Here is an 18907-nt window from a genome sequence, read left to right as displayed (position 1 = left end):
TAACTTTTTGTTTAGTCTTTTTTGGTACTTTCTTAATATATAAAAATAGAAGCTAGGACATAAGTTTGTCCTAGCCCCTATAAGTAATGACTTTCTATAATACTTTATTTGAAACGTCTATTTTTCATCTTCTTTTTTTCTACGACGTTTAGCAAATAGTAATAATGCACCTAATCCTGCAAACAATGAACCAAATAATGTAGCATTGCGTGTTTCTTCCTCACCTGTTTCAGGTAATTTTGATTGTTTATTTGTTTTGTTATCTATTGATTTATTGTTTTCTACAACGTTAGAACTGTTATTTGAAGCTTCCGCTTGTGATTCATTAGGATTGCTATTATCTTTGTTATGGCTAGCGTTTGGTGAATTTTCTCCTGTGCTTGGAGCTTCTCCTGCGCCTGGCTCTTCTCCTGCGCCTGGCTCTTCTCCTGTGCCTGGATTTTCTCCTGTGCCTGGCTCTTCTCCTGTGCCTGGATTTTCTCCTGTGCCTGGTTCTTCTCCTGTGCCTGGTTCTTCTCCTGTACCTGGTTCTTCTCCTGTGCCTGGATTTTCTCCTGTGCCTGGTTCTTCTCCTGTGCCTGGTTCTTCTCCTGTACCTGGTTCTTCTCCTGTGCCTGGATTTTCTCCTGTGCCTGGTTCTTCTCCTGTACCTGGTTCTTCTCCTGTGCCTGGTTCTTCTCCTGTGCCTGGATTTTCTCCTGTGCCTGGTTCTTCTCCTGTACCTGGTTCTTCTCCTGTGCCTGGTTCTTCTCCTGTGCCTGGATTTTCTCCTGTGCCAATTACATTTGTATTTGTAGGTTCTGAAGTATTACCTTCTTTATCCGTGGCAGTCACTACGACAGTGTCTCCATTATTTAAATGTACATTTGATGGAATTTCAATTGTATAGTTTCCTTGGTCATCTGCTGTGCCTGTTGCTGTTGTACCATCTGGGAACGTTACTGTTACCGTTGAGCCTGGTTCTGCCGTTCCACTTACTGACGTAGCTTCACTTGTTACTTCATTCACCGTCGGTGCTTCTGGTGCTGTTGTATCTACTACAGTTGTTGTTGTTTCTGATGATACATTTCCATCTTCATCTTCAGCTACAACTCTGATTGACTCTCCACCATCTAAGTTCACGGTTGTTGGAATGTCTACTGTGTAGTTGCCTTCATTATCAGCTGTGCCTGTCGCTGTTGTACCGTCTGGGAATGTTACTGTTACAGTTGAACCTGGTTCTGCTGTTCCGCTAACCGTTGTAGCTTCACTTGTTACTTCATTCACCGTTGGTGCTTCAGGTGCTGTTGTGTCTACTACAGTTGTCGTTGTTTCTGATGACGTGTTACCTTCTTTATCTTCTGATACAACTCTGATTGGCTCTCCACCATTCAAGTCCACATTTGATGGAATTTCAATTGTGTAGTTGCCTTGATCATCCGCTGTTCCCGTTGCTGTTGTACCGTCTGGGAATGTTACTGTTACCGTTGAGCCTGGTTCTGCCGTTCCACTTACTGTCGTATCTTCACTTGTTATTTCATTCACCGTTGGTGCTTCTGGTGCTGTTGTATCTACTACAGTTGTTGTTGTTTCTGATGATACATTTCCATCTTTATCTTCTGATACAACTCTGATTGGCTCTCCACCATTCAAGTCCACATTTGATGGAATTTCAATTGTGTAGTTGCCTTGATCATCCGCTGTTCCCGTTGCTGTTGTACCGTCTGGGAATGTCACTGTTACTTCTGATCCTGGTTCTGCCGTTCCACTTACTGACGTAGCTTCACTTGTTACTTCATTCACCGTCGGTGCTTCTGGTGCTGTTGTATCTACTACAGTTGTCGTTGTTTCTGATGATGTATTTCCATCTTTATCTTCAGCTACGACTCTGATTGGCTCTCCACCATCTAAGTTCACGGTTGTTGGAATGTCTACTGTGTAGTTGCCTTGATCATCCGTAGTAGCCGTTGCTGTTGTACCGTCTGGGAATGTTACTGTTACCGTTGAGCCTGGTTCTGCCGTTCCACTTACTGACGTAGCTTCACTTGTTACTTCATTCACCGTTGGTGCCTCTGGTGCTGTTGTATCTACTACAGTTGTCGTTGTTTCTGATGACGTGTTACCTTCTTTATCTTCTGATACAACTCTGATTGGCTCTCCACCATTCAAGTCCACATTTGATGGAATTTCAATTGTGTAGTTGCCTTGATCATCCGCTGTGCCTGTCGCTGTTGTACCATCTGGGAATGTGACTGTTACAGTTGAACCTGGTTCTGCTGTTCCGCTAACCGTTGTAGCTTCACTTGTTACTTCATTCACCGTTGGTGCTTCAGGTGCTGTTGTGTCTACTACAGTTGTCGTTGTTTCTGATGACGTGTTACCTTCTTTATCTTCTGATACAACTCTGATTGGCTCTCCACCATTCAAGTCCACATTTGATGGAATTTCAATTGTGTAGTTGCCTTGGTCATCTGCTGTGCCTGTTGCTGTTGTACCATCTGGGAACGTTACTGTTACTTCTGATCCTGGCTCTGCAGTACCGCTAACCGTTGTAGATTCACTTGTTACTTCATTCACCGTTGGTGCTTCTGGTGCTGTTGTGTCTACGACAGTTGTCGTTGTTTCTGATGATGTATTTCCATCTTTATCTTCAGCTACAACTTTGATTGGCTCTCCACCATTCAAGTCCACATTTGATGGAATTTCAATTGTGTAGTTGCCTTGATCATCCGCTGTGCCTGGTGCTGTTGTACCATCTGGGAACATTACTGTTACTTCTGATCCTGGCTCTGCAGTACCGTTAACCGTTGTAGATTCACTTGTTACTTCATTCACCGTTGGTGCCTCTGGTGCTGTTGTATCTGCCACTGTTGTTTTTACAGAGTCAGAAATATTGCCGTTATTATCTATAGAAGCTATTAATAATTCTTCTCCACCTACTAAGTCAATTACAGCTGGCACATCTATTGTGTAGTTGCCTTGATCATCCGCAGTACCTATTGCTGTTGTGCCATCTGGGAACGTTACTGTTACTTCTGATCCTGGCTCTGCAGTACCTTTTATTTGTGTATCTTCACTTGTTACTTTTTCGACTGTTGGCACTTCCGGGGCTGTAGCATCTACGACTGTTGTTGTTGCTTGTTCAGATTTGTTATTAGATTTATCTTGTGCTACGGCTTGAATATCTTCGCCACCTATTAAAACCACACCATCAGGTATTTCAACACTAAAGTTTCCTTGTTCATCTGTCTCTACAACTACTTTCACATCACCTGGGAAAGTAACTGTTACCGTTGAATTTGCTTCAGCTTTTCCTGTTACTTGTGTATCTTCGCTTGTTACTTCATTTAATACTGGCGTTTCTGGAGCTGTGGCATCTATAACTGTTGTCGAAGTTACTGGTGAAATATTCCCTCTAGAATCTGATGCAGTAACTTTCAGTGGTTCATCACCTGTTAAATCAATTCCTTCTGGAATATTAACAGTATAATTTCCTTGATCATCAGTTGTACCAGTCGCTGTTGTACCATCTTTGAATATTACAGTTATTGTTGAATTTGCCTCGGCTGTTCCTGTTACTTGTGCGTCTTCGCTTGTAACATCGTTTACTATCGGTGCATCTGGTGCTGTGACGTCAGTTACAGTTGTAGCTACTGGTGCTGTTTCATTACCAGCATCATCTGTTGATATAACTTGAATTTCTTCGCCACCTACTAAATCAACTTCATCTGGAATAGCTATTGTATAATTTCCATTCGCATCTGATTCGCCTTTAACTGTTACACCATTAGGAAACTTAACTGTCACTGTTGAATTCGCTTCTGCTGTTCCTGTTACTTGTGTATCTTCGCTTGTCACACCATTAACCGTTGGCGGTTCCGGTGCTGTTTCATCTGTCACTGTAGTAGAACCTGGGTGCGAAACATTGCCAGCATCATCTGTTGAAATAGCTTGGATTGTTTCTCCACCTTGTAATGCTTCATCTTCTGGAATAGCGACTGTGAAGTTACCCTGTGCATCTGCTGTTGTTTCTACAACTGCTCCACTTGGGAATGTTACCTTAACCGTTGAATTCGCTTCTGCTGTTCCTGTTACTTCAGTGCTCACGCTTGTTACATGACTTATTTTTGGCGCATCTGGTGCTGTTGTATCTATCACTATGGTGCTTCCAGGTTGCGAAACATTTCCTGCAGCATCTATTGATGTAGCTTGGATTGTTTCTCCACCTTGTAATGCCTCATCTTCCGGGATATTTGCTGTAAAACGCCCGTTCTCATCTGCTGTTGTTTCTACAACTTCTCCACTTGGAAATGTCACTTTTACAGTTGAATTTGCTTCAGCAGTACCAGTTACTTGATTACTGTTATTAGTAGTATCTCCAATAACTGGTGCCTCTGGTGCTGTTGCATCTTCAACTATTGTTGTTGCTATAGTTGATTCATTGCCAGCTTTATCTGTTGAGATTGCTTTAAATTCTTCTCCACCATCAAGGTTTACGCTATCAGGTATGTTAACTATAAAGTTGCCTTGATCATCCGCAGTTACTGAAATTTTACCTCCACCTGGGAAACCAACTGTTACTGATGAATTAGGTTCAGCCTTTCCTGTAACTTGTGTGTCATTGCTTGTAATTGGATTAATTACTGGTGCTTCTGGTGCTGTTGCATCTGTAACAGTAATTTGATCTGAAATCTCACTTGTTTTACCATCTTTGCTAGCTGTTGCAGTTAACACTGTACCCGCTGTTAACGGTTTGTTTAATACTATAGTTGCTGTTGAGCCATCACTTGGTATTTGAACTGAACCAATTTCATTATTATTGTTATCTCGAACTGTAATAGTAGCTCCAGCTGTGCCATTAACTTGTATCACAGTATCATTATCGTCAACTGGATTAATAGATGGTGTAGGTACTTTAGAAACATCTATAATGTTAAATGTATTAACTTCATCATTTTCATAGTTAGGTGAATCAATCGCAATTGTATATGTACCTTCTGGTGACTGAGGAATTGTTACAGAAAATGTACCGTCTGAGTTAACTGTAGATGTTCCAATCACTTTGCCATTTGCATCAATAACTTTAGCTGTTTGTGTTGCCGCTCCTTCTTTCAATGGAACTGAACCAGTTACAACGGTATCTATATTAGTAATATCAGCTGCTTCAGGCTCACCTACCAATGGAGAAGTTTTATAGTTAATGACTTCGTCTCCATCATTTTTACCATCCCCATCTGTATCATTATTTTCTGGATTTGAAAGTGATACTTGGCGTTCATATCTATCTAACAACCCATCTTTATCATAATCTTGTAATGCTAAAGTTGATGTTCCCAATGTATTATTGATAAGCAATCCTTTACTATCAGTTAAATATCCAGCAAATGTAAAATCTTCTTTTTGCTTAGTAGTTTCTCTAATTAAGTTACCTTGTGCATCGTATTCTGCATCTTTAGTTAAAATGTTATTTACGCTTTGATTTAATTTAATTACGATTCTAACACCTACTGTTTCAGGTAAAAGGTTGTTAAATTCGATAAGTTTATTTAAATTATCACTAGTAATCGACCCATTACCATTAGCGTCTAAAGTTAAATCTGCAACTTTGTCCTCTTCATGATATGTTTTATCAAAACCACTTAAACCTTGATAATCATACTTATGCAATTCTACACTTTCAATATAAGGTAATAAGTCTTTATCTATTTGGTAATTATATGACCATTGATTACTTTTTGTTTTGCTATATGAAAAAATGCCTTCTTTCATAATTTGTTGATCAATAAGGAAACCACCATACTCTCCTGGAGCATCGTCATATGCAGCTGATCCACTACTTGCTTTAAATGTATCACTATTCTCACTTGATATATTGTTTTGTAAACCAACTAAATCACTGTCAGCATTTGTTAAGAAGTAACCACTGCTTTCAGATGTACGTACAATTTTATTTCCTCTAGAGTCACGTACAAATATTTGATAATTCAACTTATTATTTTCTAAATTACCAGCACTATTTAAGATATTAGCAACCGTGTCATCAAGTTCTATTTTACCGTTAGTAGCTGTATATTGAGATAAGATTTCTGCTCCGCCAAACAAACCATCATTTGCTCTAATAAAGTTTACTTCCCATGTATTAGTAAGTTTGCCATTTTCATCAGTTAATCTAACAAATTCAACTGGTTGGCTTCTACCTGATGGATTTACAGTTATTTTTGTAACATGTTGAGCGATAATTGGGTCAAGTTTTAAATCAATTTTATATCTATCTCCAGAGTTAGCTCCTGACATATAACTGTGGATTTCAAATGGAATAACGTTACTATTTAATGTTGTCGGATTATCTAATGAACCTGGATCAAATATTAACGATGCAAACGTATAATTATCTAAGTAACCTAATGATTTTTCTACTTCTTCACTTTGATCTACTGCCGCAGCTAAAGCTGTCGGTGTAGCCATTGTTCTGAACATTGTACGTGTTGGTGTAGCTAACGTTGTTGCACTTTCTTGATCATTAACTAGCTCAATAAGTGAAGCTTTTAAAATTTCAATATTAATTTCTTCATCTGTAGCAGTCTCATAATTAATATCAGAATTATCCATAATTGCTTTTGTTTCTGTAGCAGATAATTGGCTGCCTAAAAATGATTCTACAGTAGCCTTTTTGTCTTCAGCTGTTGCTAATTCTGTTTCTAATTTTGATTGCGTTTCAACATTTTCACTGTTTTCTGTATTAGTTACCTTAGATTTATCAGGTTCAGGTACTGTAGTTTCCTCTTTTGGCATTTCTGACTCTTCTTTTGTAGTAACTTGTTGGTCATTAATATTTTGTGATTGCTCTACATTTTCATCTTTCTCACTATTATTATTTTCATCTACTGTTGTTTCTGTTGTTTTATTAATGTCTGTTGATGGCGTTTCAGCCTTAGAAGATACATCACTTGTATTTGCTTCTTCTGTTTTAGGTTCTTCTGTTGTTTCATTCTCATTTACAATTTCATTTGTTTTATTGTCAGAGGATGGCGTTTGTTCTTGAGTTGAATCAGTTTTGTCAGAATCCTTTTGTTCAGTAATTGTTTCTTCTGTTTTAGGTTCTTCTGTTTTTATTAATTCATCACTATTCTCATTTACTGTCGATTGCTCAACTTCATTAGTGGATTCAACTTCAGAATTTTCTGTCTTTTCTTGTGTTAGCTTATCATTACTCTCATTTTTCACTTCTTCAGAATCTTGTTCTGTAGTAATATTTTCCTCTATACCTTTAATATCGCTTATATCTAAAGCTTCACCTTTATCTTTAGTACTTCCATCATCAGTAGTTATTGAATCAAGTTCATCTGCTTTAGCTTCATTACCTATCCCCATAACTAAAGTAGCTCCAATTAATAACGATGCTGTCCCCACTGTAAATTTCCTAATAGAGTATTTATTCAATCTATTAGGTAAAAACCCTTGTTTGTTTTTCATAATTTTTCCACCTCAAATTTACTTTTTTCACAACTCAATATTACCCAATTAAATAATAAATGCAATAGTTTTTTGAAATATTTACATAAACAATACAATTAAGTGTGCGCGTCCTATAATAAAATAGTTATTGTAACGAGCAACTATATCAAGTGCAATTCGATAGATTATATTAGTTTTGCTTACTAAATTAGATTTTTAAGTATGAAATATTTTAGGGGTATTCTAAATTTCCGATGAATTATTGTAAGAACTGAAATGTGCTTTAAATATGTTAATCATCGTGTATAACAAGAAAACTACAATTTTCTTGTATTCTCAATAACATACATATTAAATATTAAACATAATGCTAAAATGAAAAATGATTATAAAAAACTTTTGCATTTAATTCATTATTCGATGTGTAATGCGAGTTACTATTAATTATATTTTCAATAGCATACAACGTAAAGTGCCTAAGCAATAGTTTAAATATTAAAATAATTATAGCAATTAATATTTTTCATAACGCGGATAAATAACTAAATATTTTTTAGAGTAGTTAAAATTATTATATAGTTATTTTGAAAATCTTATTTTTATGAAATTCATTTACATTAAAAAGTTTAGTACACTAGCATATTTTCTCAACAAAAAACCTCGAAACATAGATATGTTTCGAGGTAAAAATAACCTTATTATTTATTGTTTAATTGAAGCTCTGTGTCGTTAGCTTGACGTATTTGTTTTAATAACGCATAGTCTTCAATCAATGATTTACCATAAGAAGGAATCATTTCTTTCAATTTTGGTTCCCACTGTTTAAGCTGGCCAGGGAAGTTTCTTTCAATAACTTCTAATGCAACAGATACTGATGTTGAAGCACCTGGTGATTCACCTAATAATGCGATAACAGAATGGTCTTTAGAATTAACAACTTCTGTACCAAATTGAATAAATCCTCTACCATGTTCTTTAGTATCTTTAATAACTTGAACACGTTTACCAGCTTGTAAGATATCCCAATCCTCATCTTTAGCATCAGGTACAAATCGACGTAATTCTTTCATTCGATCATCTTTTTTCGCTAATACTTCTTGAATTGAATATTTAATTAATGGGAAGTTCTTAACCGCTGCAGATAACATCGTAATCACATTGCTTGGGTTAATTGATTTGAATAAATCTAAGTTAGAACCATTCTTCAAGAATTTTGGTCCGATTGCTGCAAATGGTCCGAATAATAATGAATTTTCATCTTGAATGTAACGTCTATCTAAATGAGGTACAGTCATTGGTGGTGTACCTTCTGGTTCTTTACCATAAGCTTTCACTTCATGTTTAGCTACAACTTCAGGGTTATTACATACTAAAAATTCGCCTGTAATTGGGAATCCGCCTAAATGTTTGCTTTCTGGGATACCAGTTTTTTGTAATAACGGAATCGCTGCACCACCAGCACCGATAAATAGATAATCAGTAATATGATGTTCTACTTTTTTAGTTTTTAGGTCTTTAATTTTAACTTCCCATTTACCGTCTTTACGACGGCTAAAGTCTTGAACTTCATGTTTATAGAAAAGCTGTGCATTTTCATGTTCGCCTAAATTTTTAGCCATCTTTCTAGTAAGTTCACCAAAGTTTACATCTGTACCTTCATCAATCTTACTAGCCGCAACCGTTTCATTTGGGTCACGACCTTCCATCATTAATGGCATCCACTCTCTTAATTTTTCGTGGTCTTCAGTATATTCAATACCTTTAAACATTGATAATGGAGCTAAGGCCTCATAACGTCTTTTCAAGAAGTTTACGTTTTTATCCCCTTGCACAAAGCTAATGTGTGGTAAAGGGCGAATAAATTCTTGTGGGTTGGCGATTTGTTTACTTTTTACTAAATGAGACCAAAATTGTTTTGAAATCTCAAATTGTTCATTTATTTCTTTAGCTTTTTCTACATCTATTGAGCCATCTTTTTGTTCAACTGTATAATTCAATTCACATAATGCGGCATGTCCAGTACCAGCATTATGACGCTCATTTGAACTTTCTATAGCAGGTTTGTCGAGTCTTTCAAAAAGTTTAATATTCCAATCTGGTGCAAGTTCTTTTAACATTGTCCCGAATGTTGTACTTAAAACACCCGCGCCAATTAAAATAACGTCTTTAGAGTTTGATTCACTCATCATGTTTCCACCTTTCAATTATCACTTTTTAATAGCAATTTATAATATTTTTATTTTATAAGATACCAGTCAGTCTATTCCTAATGTATTCATACCCTATAATACTGTCTTACTATCATAAATTTACTTCTCGATATATATCTCTCATAGCATATGATAAAACAACACTGTCGAAATGTAAAATGTATATTGCGATAAGATTAATTTCTGCTAAATTGCCTTAAGCGTCTTGTTTATACTAGGTTAGCTAGTCACCTATAATTATGTTATCTATCAAGCGTGCTTTACTGAATTTAACTGCTAATGAAATGAATATTTTCCCTTTTATTTGTTCTTGTTCAATGAGTTGCGGATAACTATAAATAGCCACTGTTTCAATGTTACCAGTGGTATGCTTTTCAATATAGTCACGTGTTTTTTCAATTAACTTTTTACTTTCCCTCTCACCCTGTTCATACATTGATTGCGCTAAACAAAGACCTTGATACAAATATGCCGCTTCTGTGCGTTCATGTTCTGTTAAATAAATATTACGGGAGCTTTTAGCTAATCCATCTTCTTCTCTTACGATATCTACACCTATAATTTTAATTGGATGATTGAAATCTTCTACCATTTTTTCAACGATAGCTAACTGTTGTGCATCTTTCTTACCAAAATATGCTTTATTGGGGCGTACAATATTAAATAATTTATTAACAACAGTAACAACACCATCGAAATGTCCTGGTCTCTCAGCGCCTTCTAACACTGTAGCAAGACGGCCTGCTTTCACTTCAATGGTCGGTTTTTGTGGATACATTTCCTTCTCGTTTGGATGAAATATATAATCAACGTTTACTGATTGTGCTTTAATATCATCACCGTCAATGTTTCTTGGATATGATGCTAAATCTTCATTTGGTCCAAATTGCAAAGGATTAACAAAAATGCTAATCACAGTTACATCATTTTCTGCAACTGATTGAGCCATCATCTTTAAATGTCCATCATGTAATGCACCCATAGTAGGTACAAAACCAATATTATTACCTTGACGTTTTAGTTCATTTGTAATCTGTCCCATTTCTTTAATACTCGTGATTATTTTAGTCATTTTGTATCCTCATCCATCACGCGTTTTTTATAAGTATGATTCCCATCAGGAAACTGGCTAGATTTCACTTCTCTATTGTATTCAGTCAATGCATCAATGCCAACTGAAAAATCACCATATTGTTTTACAAATTTCGCTTGATGCTCGACACCATAATTTAATAAATCATGATAAACCAATACCTGTCCATCTGTATCTTTACCAGCTCCAATCCCTATTACAGGAATGTCTAGTTGTTTTGAGATTTCTGCTGCTAGATCAGCAGGTACCGCTTCTAGCACTAACATGACTGCGCCTGCCTGTTGTACAGCATGGGAATCGTTAAGAAGTTGTTGTGCCGCATCTTTGTTACTTGCTTGCATTTTATATCCTGTGATACCTACACTTTGTGGTGTAAGACCTAAATGTGAAACGATCGGAATTCCCATACGGCTACAATTTTCAATATATTTTGTTAGATGTGCACCCTCCGCTTTAATCGCATTGGCACTAGTCTGCTGGTACAATTTAACTGCTATTTCTAAATCATATTGTTCAGAAATGCCTACTCCACCAAATGGCACATCGACAACTACATAAGTATCAGGCGCACCTCTACGCACTGCCTTTGCATGATGTATCATATCCTCGACAGTTACTTGTACTGTATTGTCGTAACCCAAAACTGTCATGCCTAGTGAGTCTCCAACTAATATCATATCTATCTGTGCTGCTTCAGCTTGTTTAGCACTTGGGTAATCATAAGCTGTTACCATTGAAATTTTTTCTTTATTGTCTTTATATGCTTGTAACTGACTCAATGTTTTCAATTAAAATCAACTCCACAATTTGATATATTTATATTGTTATACATATATTAACTAAACTTTTTAGAAAAGGAAATAAAATAACATGAGCAATTTCGCTATTATTGGTCCTGGCGCAGTAGGAAGTACAATTGCATTTGACCTTCAACATAATCAACCAAACTTGAAATTATTAGGGCGTCGCAATCAAACGCTTAATTTCTTTGTTGATGGAAATTCAACTGAGGCACATCAATTAACTGTAACTGCTTTAAGTGACTGTAATGAAAAATTTGACGTTATAATTATCGCTGTAAAGATACACCAACTATCAAAAGTCTTAACTGAATTAGACCACTTGTTACATAAAGATACTACTATTATTTTAGCTCAAAATGGTCATGGTCAATTATCAAAGTTTAAACATCCATTTGTTTATCAAGCTGTAGTGTATATTAGTGGTCAAAAAGAAAATGATAAAGTAACCCACTTTCGTGACCATAAATTAATCTTAAAGAATACACCTCAAACAGAAGCATTACGTAAAGAACTAGAAAATACACCACTAGATATTCACCTAACTGATGATATAGAGAAAGCAATTTGGTATAAACTGCTTGTAAACTTAGCTATCAACAGCGTGACTGCCTTGAGTCGTTCTACCGCCTCTGTATTAACCATTCCTGGTATTAAAAATCTGTGTAAAAATTTATTACACGAAGGTATAGAAATCGCTAAATTTGAAAATGTAATATTTGGGGAAGAAATCGTAACTGAGATTATGAGGATTTATGAAGGTTATCCTAACGCAATGGGTACAAGTATGTACTACGATATTTTAGATAATAAACCTTTAGAGATTGAAGGAATTCAAGGTTTTTTATATAACAAAGCACGATTACATGATTTACAAACCCCCACGCTTGATACAATTTATCCCCTTTTACTAGCGCAACAAAAGAATTAAATTAAAACACTATTTCCAATTACAATAAGCCTAAGTAGTCAATTAATATAAAGTAATTACTTAGGCTTCATCATTATCTAATAAATGGCGTTATGGAAGTAATGATCAACTGCACATTCCAACAATCACATTATCCCTAAAATTATAAATAAAGGCACGATACTTCATAACCATCATTCATTACAACTCCCACAGATTTACAGAATTTCTGAAAATAATTGCGAATACTAAAAAATATATCTAAGACACAATTCCCCTTCTGTTTCTCCTATCTTTTTAATAACTGCATACACTCTATAAAATTAGCATTTTTTATTTTTGTTCATATAGAGTTCATATAAGAAGTTTATATTACAGTTATTAACAAATCGGAGGTCGAAAAAAATGAAAAAATTAATGTTTAGTTCAGCATTCTATACTTTACTAGGTATGTTAAGTGGTCTTTTTTACCGTGAAATGTCTAAAGGCGAAAATTTTAGTGGCTACTCTCAATTAAACGTCACACACACGCATTTACTCGTTTTAGGTACGATAATGTTCTTAATATTTGTGGTTATTGAATACCAATTGAAATTAACTAAAAATAGTAAGTTATTTAATAGCTTTTTCTATTTATTCCACTTAGGTATTTTAGTAACAGTAGCTATGCAATATGTTAATGGTATTGCAACTATCAAAGGCTTTAGCGTTAGCCCAGCAATTGCAGGTATTGCAGGTTTAGGCCACATCATGATTTCTATTGCCTTTATTTTATTCTTTGTACTTTTAAATAAAAGGATAAATGCGAACTCAAATAAAATTAAATAATAATTTACAATGCTATAATAAAATCGCTTTAAAGTACCTATAATGAAATAGTACTTTAAAGCGATTTTATTTATTATGATACAATAGTGAGCCGAATAAATATCAATATCATGTTAAGGAACACTCTTTAAGTTATTATTAATGCTCCCAAAGTGACAATAAATCAATATGGCTATTTTTCAAAAAAATTATAAGTCATTAACCTAGATAAATACTTGCCTATTACTACTGAAATAATTAAACGGTATAATATACATTCTAGCTCCATATCCTAACTTTTATTTTGTTATGTTAATCATCCATTTCATATAAGTTGCTAATTTCCATATATATTCTAAAGGTCCCCATTTATAATATTTAAGCCATATAAAGTGAAATGACGATTTTGTAATATAAAAATGCCTTTAAAACTCTTTACCTTATTCTAAATACGACAATAAAATCGGTTATCGCTAAAGGCATTGCGTTGCACCACTACTCTTTTTACTTATAATCTATAACCATAGAAATGAGTGTAATTTCGTTCCCATTGTTAATATAACTATGAGCAATATCAGATTTAAATCTCAATGCATCTCTTTCTTTTAAAGTAAGTACTTCATTTTCTAAATGCATTTCTAATTGACCTTCAATTATGATAATTGATTCTTCAGAACCAGCCAAATGTGGTTCAGAATTTAAAGTGGCACCGGGGTCTAATTCAACATAGAAGAACTCAAATGACTTACTTTTTTCAAATGGAAAGTAAGGATAAACTCTATATTTCCCTTCATTTTCTGTTACTGGTACAATATCTTCCTTTTTTACTTGGATATAGTCAGATTCTGCTTCACTCATCAGGCTACTAAATGACAATTTCAGTCCGTTACTAATCTTCCAAACAGTATTAATAGATGGAATTGTATTGCCTTTTTCTATCTCATTTAGCGAAGACGTACTCACCCCAGTGAGTTTTGATAATTTTTCCAGACTAATTTTGTTTTTCTTTCTATATAGATAAATATTTTTTGCCACAATTTTATGGAATTCCATCATAACGGCTCCTTTTTATATTGACTTTCCTTTGAAGTGGATATAAAATCCTTTTAAAAGGATATATCCTATACATAGGAATTATTATCGGTATATTTCCATAGTAAAGGATAATGCGAGGAGAATGCAATTTGTTTATATCTTTTATCATTTATACATTTTTCATGAGCTATACACCTGGACCAAATAATTTATTAGCTTTGGATGGCGCCTTACGATTAGGTATTAGAGGTACATTGAAATTTCTAATTGGAATTGGTTTAGGCTTCTTAACACTTTCATTGCTATGTCTTATTTTTAGTAAGTTTATGACAATTTATTTCACAAGTTTTATTTTGATTATAAAATTTGTAGGATTTGTTTATTTATTATATCTAGCATATACAGTGTTTAAACATAATCACAGCAATGATAGCCTTGGTCATACATATCGTTTACGAGATGGATTATATCTTCAATACATGAACCCTAAGACTATCGTTTACGTGCTAACTGCAATTGTCACTTATATCACTACACAAGACATGACATTTTTCGCTTCCATGAGCTATACAGTTACCATCGCACTAATAGGCGTTTCTGGCGCTATTGCTTGGGCATTTTTAGGGCTTTGTTTCAAAAAAATATTACTAAAATATAATACTGCATATAAAATTTGTATGTCATTCTGCTTGGTCATATTGGCCTTTATGATGTTGTTAGAATAACTATTTAAATTAAGGATCCCGATATCATCTCAAAGCTTTTATAAATAATAGATAATCGTTTTTCTAATAAAAATAATAACTCTTTTATAATAAAAAAGAGCGAGTCCCCAACCAAACTTGATTGGGAATACTCACGCCAATTTATTATTATACGATGAAATTCACAATTAAAATTAATACTAAACCTACAACTGATAAGATGGACTCTAATAAGGTCCAAGTTAAAAAGGTTTCTTTCATAGTTAAACCAAAATATTCTTTGAACATCCAAAATCCTGCATCATTCACATGTGAGCAGAAAATACTACCGGCTCCGATGGCTAAAACGACTAATGAAATGTTGACATCAGACGATTGTAATAAAGGTAAAACAATACCTACCGATGAAATCGCTGCAACTGTTGTTGATCCTAGTGCTGTCCGTAATAACGCCGCAGCTAACCATGCAAGGATAAGTGGTGACATTTCAGTACCTTTAAATATCTCTGAAATGGTGTCACCTACACCACCATCAATTAGTATCTGTTTAAATGTTCCGCCGCCACCTATGATAAGAATAAGCATTGCAATGGGGGTAATGGCATTCGAAACGGTATCCATAATCTGCTTCATACTCTGTTTCCTTCTAATACCCATAGAATAAATTGCAAATAATACGGCAATTAACATCGCAGTTACAGAGGTTCCAATAAAGTAGATAAATCCTTCGAAACCATTTGCTTTTCCGTCTTCATTACCAGTTATTAACTGTACAATTGTAGCTAATAGCATCAAGATAACTGGTGCAAGTGCCGTAAGCAAACTCATACCAAAACTTGGTAAATCTTTGTTTTCAAATACTTTGAACTCACCGACAGCTGCTTGATTTCCTTTTCTTTTGAAAGCTTCAGGCGTTAATTTATGTGCAATTTTTGGGAAAATAGCTCCAACAATAATTGCTAAAGGTATACCGATAATAACCCCATACATCAATACATGACCAATATTAGCATTTACCGCTTCTGAAATTGCAACTGGGCCTGGATGTGGCGGTAAAAAACCATGTGTGACTGCAATAGAGGTTGCCATCGGAAGTCCAACTGTTAAGTTTGAAATCTGCATCCTTTTAGCTAATGTAAATACTAAAGGAATTAATAACACAAATGCCACTTCCAAGAATAATGATATCCCAATAATAAATGACGCGATAATCATTGCCCACGTCACATATTTCTTACCAAACACATTAATTAATGTATCGGCAATACGTGTAGCACCACCGCCATCTGACAATAACTTACCTAATATAGAGCCTAATCCAAAAATAATCGCAATATGTCCTAGTGTATCCCCCATACCTTTTTCAATAGTAGTTACAATTGTATCTAAAGGCATTCCCAGTAAAATACCGGTTACCATTGAAGTAATAATTAGAGCAATAAATGTATTAAGTTTAAACCACATAATTAACATTAATAATATAAGTACTCCAATCACAACAGCAACTAACGGCCAAATTTCTCGCATCATGTTCTTCCCCTACTTTCTATATCTCTTTCGAATTCATCTTATATACAGTTGTTAATGTATCTTCGTCTCCAATATTTCCCGGGAAAATAACATAAGGCATTTGACTATATTTTGCTTCTTCCCCTGTTAACCAAACTGGTACACCTTGCGTTATTTGACCGATAACAATTGCCTTTTTAATATTCAGTCCTTTAGTGGCAACATCGCTAGAAGTAATACCACCTTTAGCAATAATGAATCTTGGTTTTACTTTTAAGCCTTGTACAATACCAACTAATGCATTAGAAATATTCGTAGAAATACTTAAATTATTCGTTAAATCTTCTGTTTTAATTACATCTCTTGAAGTATAAACAACGACATCTCTCTCCGATTGAATCAATGATGTCACTTTTTCTATTTGTTGGTTTATGTACGATTGTAAATCATTTGTAGTGACTGCTTTTACATCAAACTCAATAGATGCAATATCAGTATTTGTTAATAAATGTTGTAGTTGCGATGAAGTTTTTTTAACATGTGATCCTACAATCATTAGTCCACCATTCGTTTGATTACCATAATGATTCAAGTTAATAATCTCTCCAGGTGTTTCACACATAGCTTTAACAAAAGACGCGGCTGTTCTAAACATGAATTTTTTATCATTACTTCCTAAAAATGTAGTTAAACATGAAACAAAATAATCCATGTCTTCATCATTTAATGCATCGACAACAACAGCATCAAAATTTGAGATACTGTTAAGCACTTCATTAATTGATTGAGCATCGCGTTCTCGTATTTGTGATAAACGAATATGTTTTACGTCATTTGCATTAATTTCTCCATTACTTTTCTCTTCTATAAAACTTGCCATCGTTCTACTACTAAATCCAAATGTAGTATCATTTGCAAATTCACTTTCAGACACAGGAATATATGCGTCACCTTCTTTTAAGTAATGAATACCATCAAATGTGTAACGTTTCCCTTCAAAGAACGCTGGTATATAAAATACTCCATCAAATTGTTCATCTGAAGCTTCGCTCAAGACTTTCGGTTCTAGATAAAAATGCCCTCTTAATGTCGAATCTCCTCTACTTATTACAATGTATGGATGATCTAATCGTTGCGAAACTCGTGCTATATTACGACTGATTTCTTGATGCAGTTGTGTTGTTTCTTGTTCATTTAATGCTCTAGAATTCGTTAATATATAAAACATATGGTTATCTTGCTTAAAACCATCTTCAATTAGAGATTCTGACCATTCTGTATATACTGGTAAGTCTTTTACTGTTTGAGTTCCAGTTGGATCATCATCTAGAACGATAATTTTATATTTAAAAGTACTAAGTTTTTTTGAAATAACATCTTGTTTCTTGGTATTTATTAAACGCTCAGTTAACATCTTTTCACCTACATATTATTTATATTTTCAAAGAATTTTATAATTCCTGAATGATCATTCATACCATTACCGCGTGCAACTTCTGATTTATATATTTCTTTCACTTGATTTGCTATAGGCAATGTAAGACCAACTGTATCTGCTGTTGAACTCACGTTTTTCATATCTTTTAAATTTATGTTTAGCGTGCCCCCTGGTTGATAGTCTTCCTCAATCATTTTTGGAAACTTCGCATCCATTACGCTAGAACCTGCTAAACCACCTTTAATTGCTTTATACATATTTGCTAAATCTATATCAAATTTTTTCGCTAATACTACCGCTTCAGAAAGCGCAGCAATGTTAGTGTTAACTATAATTTGGTTTGCTAACTTTACTACGCTACCAGCGCCGACATCTCCGACTCTTATAACTGATGCAGCAATAGGTTCTAAAACTTTTTGAATTTCTAGTAAATCTGTTTCTGCACACCCAATCATGACGGATAATTCACCTGTTATCGCTAAAGGTTCTCCTCCACTAACGGGAGCATCCATATATTTAATCTGTTTTGTTTCTAGTACTTTACTTATTTCCAATGATTCATTTGGTGTTAAAGAACTAGTATCAATAATAGCTTTTACTTTAATATCAGTTTGCTTAACTATGGCATCTTCGCCACTATATAAAACAGCCTTTACTATCGCACCATTTGGCAACGATGTAATAACATAATCAGCTTGTTGAGCCATTTGTTGTACTGAAACAGCATTTGCACCTTGCATCACTACTTCATTTTCTGCTTCTTTATTTAAATCATTAACAAGAACAGTTACGTTCGCTTTTAATAAATTTTCTACCATTGGTTTGCCCATAATACCTAAACCTATAAATCCTACTTTCATAATTAACACCCTCCTGAAAACGTTTACAAAAATCATTGTATACCAAAAACATTAAAATGTATACATTTTATTACTAATTTTTTTATAGTACACTTATTGTAATGAGG

At 34.5% G+C, this 18907-nt stretch carries 12 protein-coding genes; 3 read left to right on the top strand and 9 right to left on the bottom strand.

Annotation, left to right across the window (positions count from 1 at the left end):
• Positions 1-117 precede the first annotated feature (117 nt).
• The 4 genes from ACM591_RS02120 to panB form a co-directional block, all read right to left on the bottom strand.
• Positions 118-7452 carry an Ig-like domain-containing protein gene (locus ACM591_RS02120; RefSeq protein WP_418354413.1) on the bottom strand — a complete coding sequence of 2445 codons (7335 nt, stop codon included), beginning with the start codon at positions 7450-7452 and terminating at the stop codon, positions 118-120.
• A 680-nt stretch (positions 7453-8132) separates the two neighbouring features.
• On the bottom strand, positions 8133-9620 hold the full coding sequence (gene mqo, locus ACM591_RS02115) for a malate dehydrogenase (quinone) (protein ID WP_029379247.1): 1488 nt from the start codon (positions 9618-9620) through the stop codon (positions 8133-8135).
• Positions 9621-9867: 247 nt separating this feature from the next.
• Complete coding sequence (panC, locus tag ACM591_RS02110) at positions 9868-10716, bottom strand: pantoate--beta-alanine ligase (RefSeq protein ID WP_326026701.1); 849 nt, start codon at positions 10714-10716, stop codon at positions 9868-9870.
• A complete protein-coding gene (gene panB, locus ACM591_RS02105; RefSeq protein WP_029379245.1) occupies positions 10713-11525 on the bottom strand; it encodes a 3-methyl-2-oxobutanoate hydroxymethyltransferase in 813 nt (270 codons plus the stop codon). The genes panC and panB overlap by 4 nt, the downstream gene beginning before the upstream one ends.
• Positions 11526-11607: 82 nt before the next feature.
• Here panB and ACM591_RS02100 point away from each other — a divergent pair, with 82 nt between their 5' ends.
• A complete protein-coding gene (locus ACM591_RS02100; RefSeq protein WP_029379244.1) occupies positions 11608-12468 on the top strand; it encodes an oxidoreductase in 861 nt (286 codons plus the stop codon).
• Positions 12469-12852: 384 nt separating this feature from the next.
• Positions 12853-13275, top strand: a complete 423-nt coding sequence (locus ACM591_RS02095; RefSeq protein ID WP_326009119.1) for a DUF2871 domain-containing protein — start codon at positions 12853-12855, stop codon at positions 13273-13275.
• 278 nt (positions 13276-13553) lie between these two features.
• Here the strand turns inward: ACM591_RS02095 and ACM591_RS02090 are convergent, their stop codons facing one another.
• On the bottom strand, positions 13554-13667 hold the full coding sequence (locus ACM591_RS02090; protein ID WP_326009179.1) for a DUF418 domain-containing protein: 114 nt from the start codon (positions 13665-13667) through the stop codon (positions 13554-13556).
• Between the two features lie 91 nt (positions 13668-13758).
• Positions 13759-14307 (bottom strand): helix-turn-helix domain-containing protein, encoded by a 549-nt coding sequence (locus tag ACM591_RS02085; RefSeq protein ID WP_051283187.1) that lies wholly within the window; start codon positions 14305-14307, stop codon positions 13759-13761.
• Between the two features lie 131 nt (positions 14308-14438).
• Here ACM591_RS02085 and ACM591_RS02080 point away from each other — a divergent pair, with 131 nt between their 5' ends.
• Positions 14439-15014 carry a LysE family transporter gene (locus ACM591_RS02080; RefSeq protein ID WP_326009118.1) on the top strand — a complete coding sequence of 192 codons (576 nt, stop codon included), beginning with the start codon at positions 14439-14441 and terminating at the stop codon, positions 15012-15014.
• A 147-nt stretch (positions 15015-15161) separates the two neighbouring features.
• Here the strand turns inward: ACM591_RS02080 and ACM591_RS02075 are convergent, their stop codons facing one another.
• Genes ACM591_RS02075 through ACM591_RS02065 form a run of 3 tightly spaced genes read right to left on the bottom strand, consistent with a single transcriptional unit; the run spans position 15162 to position 18800 of the window.
• On the bottom strand, positions 15162-16523 hold the full coding sequence (locus ACM591_RS02075) for a gluconate:H+ symporter (RefSeq protein WP_326026702.1): 1362 nt from the start codon (positions 16521-16523) through the stop codon (positions 15162-15164).
• 16 nt (positions 16524-16539) lie between these two features.
• Complete coding sequence (locus ACM591_RS02070) at positions 16540-17916, bottom strand: four-carbon acid sugar kinase family protein (protein ID WP_029379239.1); 1377 nt, start codon at positions 17914-17916, stop codon at positions 16540-16542.
• 8 nt (positions 17917-17924) lie between these two features.
• Positions 17925-18800, bottom strand: coding sequence for an NAD(P)-binding domain-containing protein (locus ACM591_RS02065; RefSeq protein WP_326026703.1), 876 nt, complete (start codon positions 18798-18800; stop codon positions 17925-17927).
• Between the last annotated feature and the right edge of the window lie 107 nt (positions 18801-18907).

The organism is Staphylococcus sp. Ze2 (assembly GCF_048568365.1).
In the GTDB taxonomy this organism is placed as follows: domain Bacteria; phylum Bacillota; class Bacilli; order Staphylococcales; family Staphylococcaceae; genus Staphylococcus; species Staphylococcus xylosus.
Note: the sequence above shows the minus strand (reverse complement) of the source record. Positions and strands in the feature narration are given on the sequence as shown.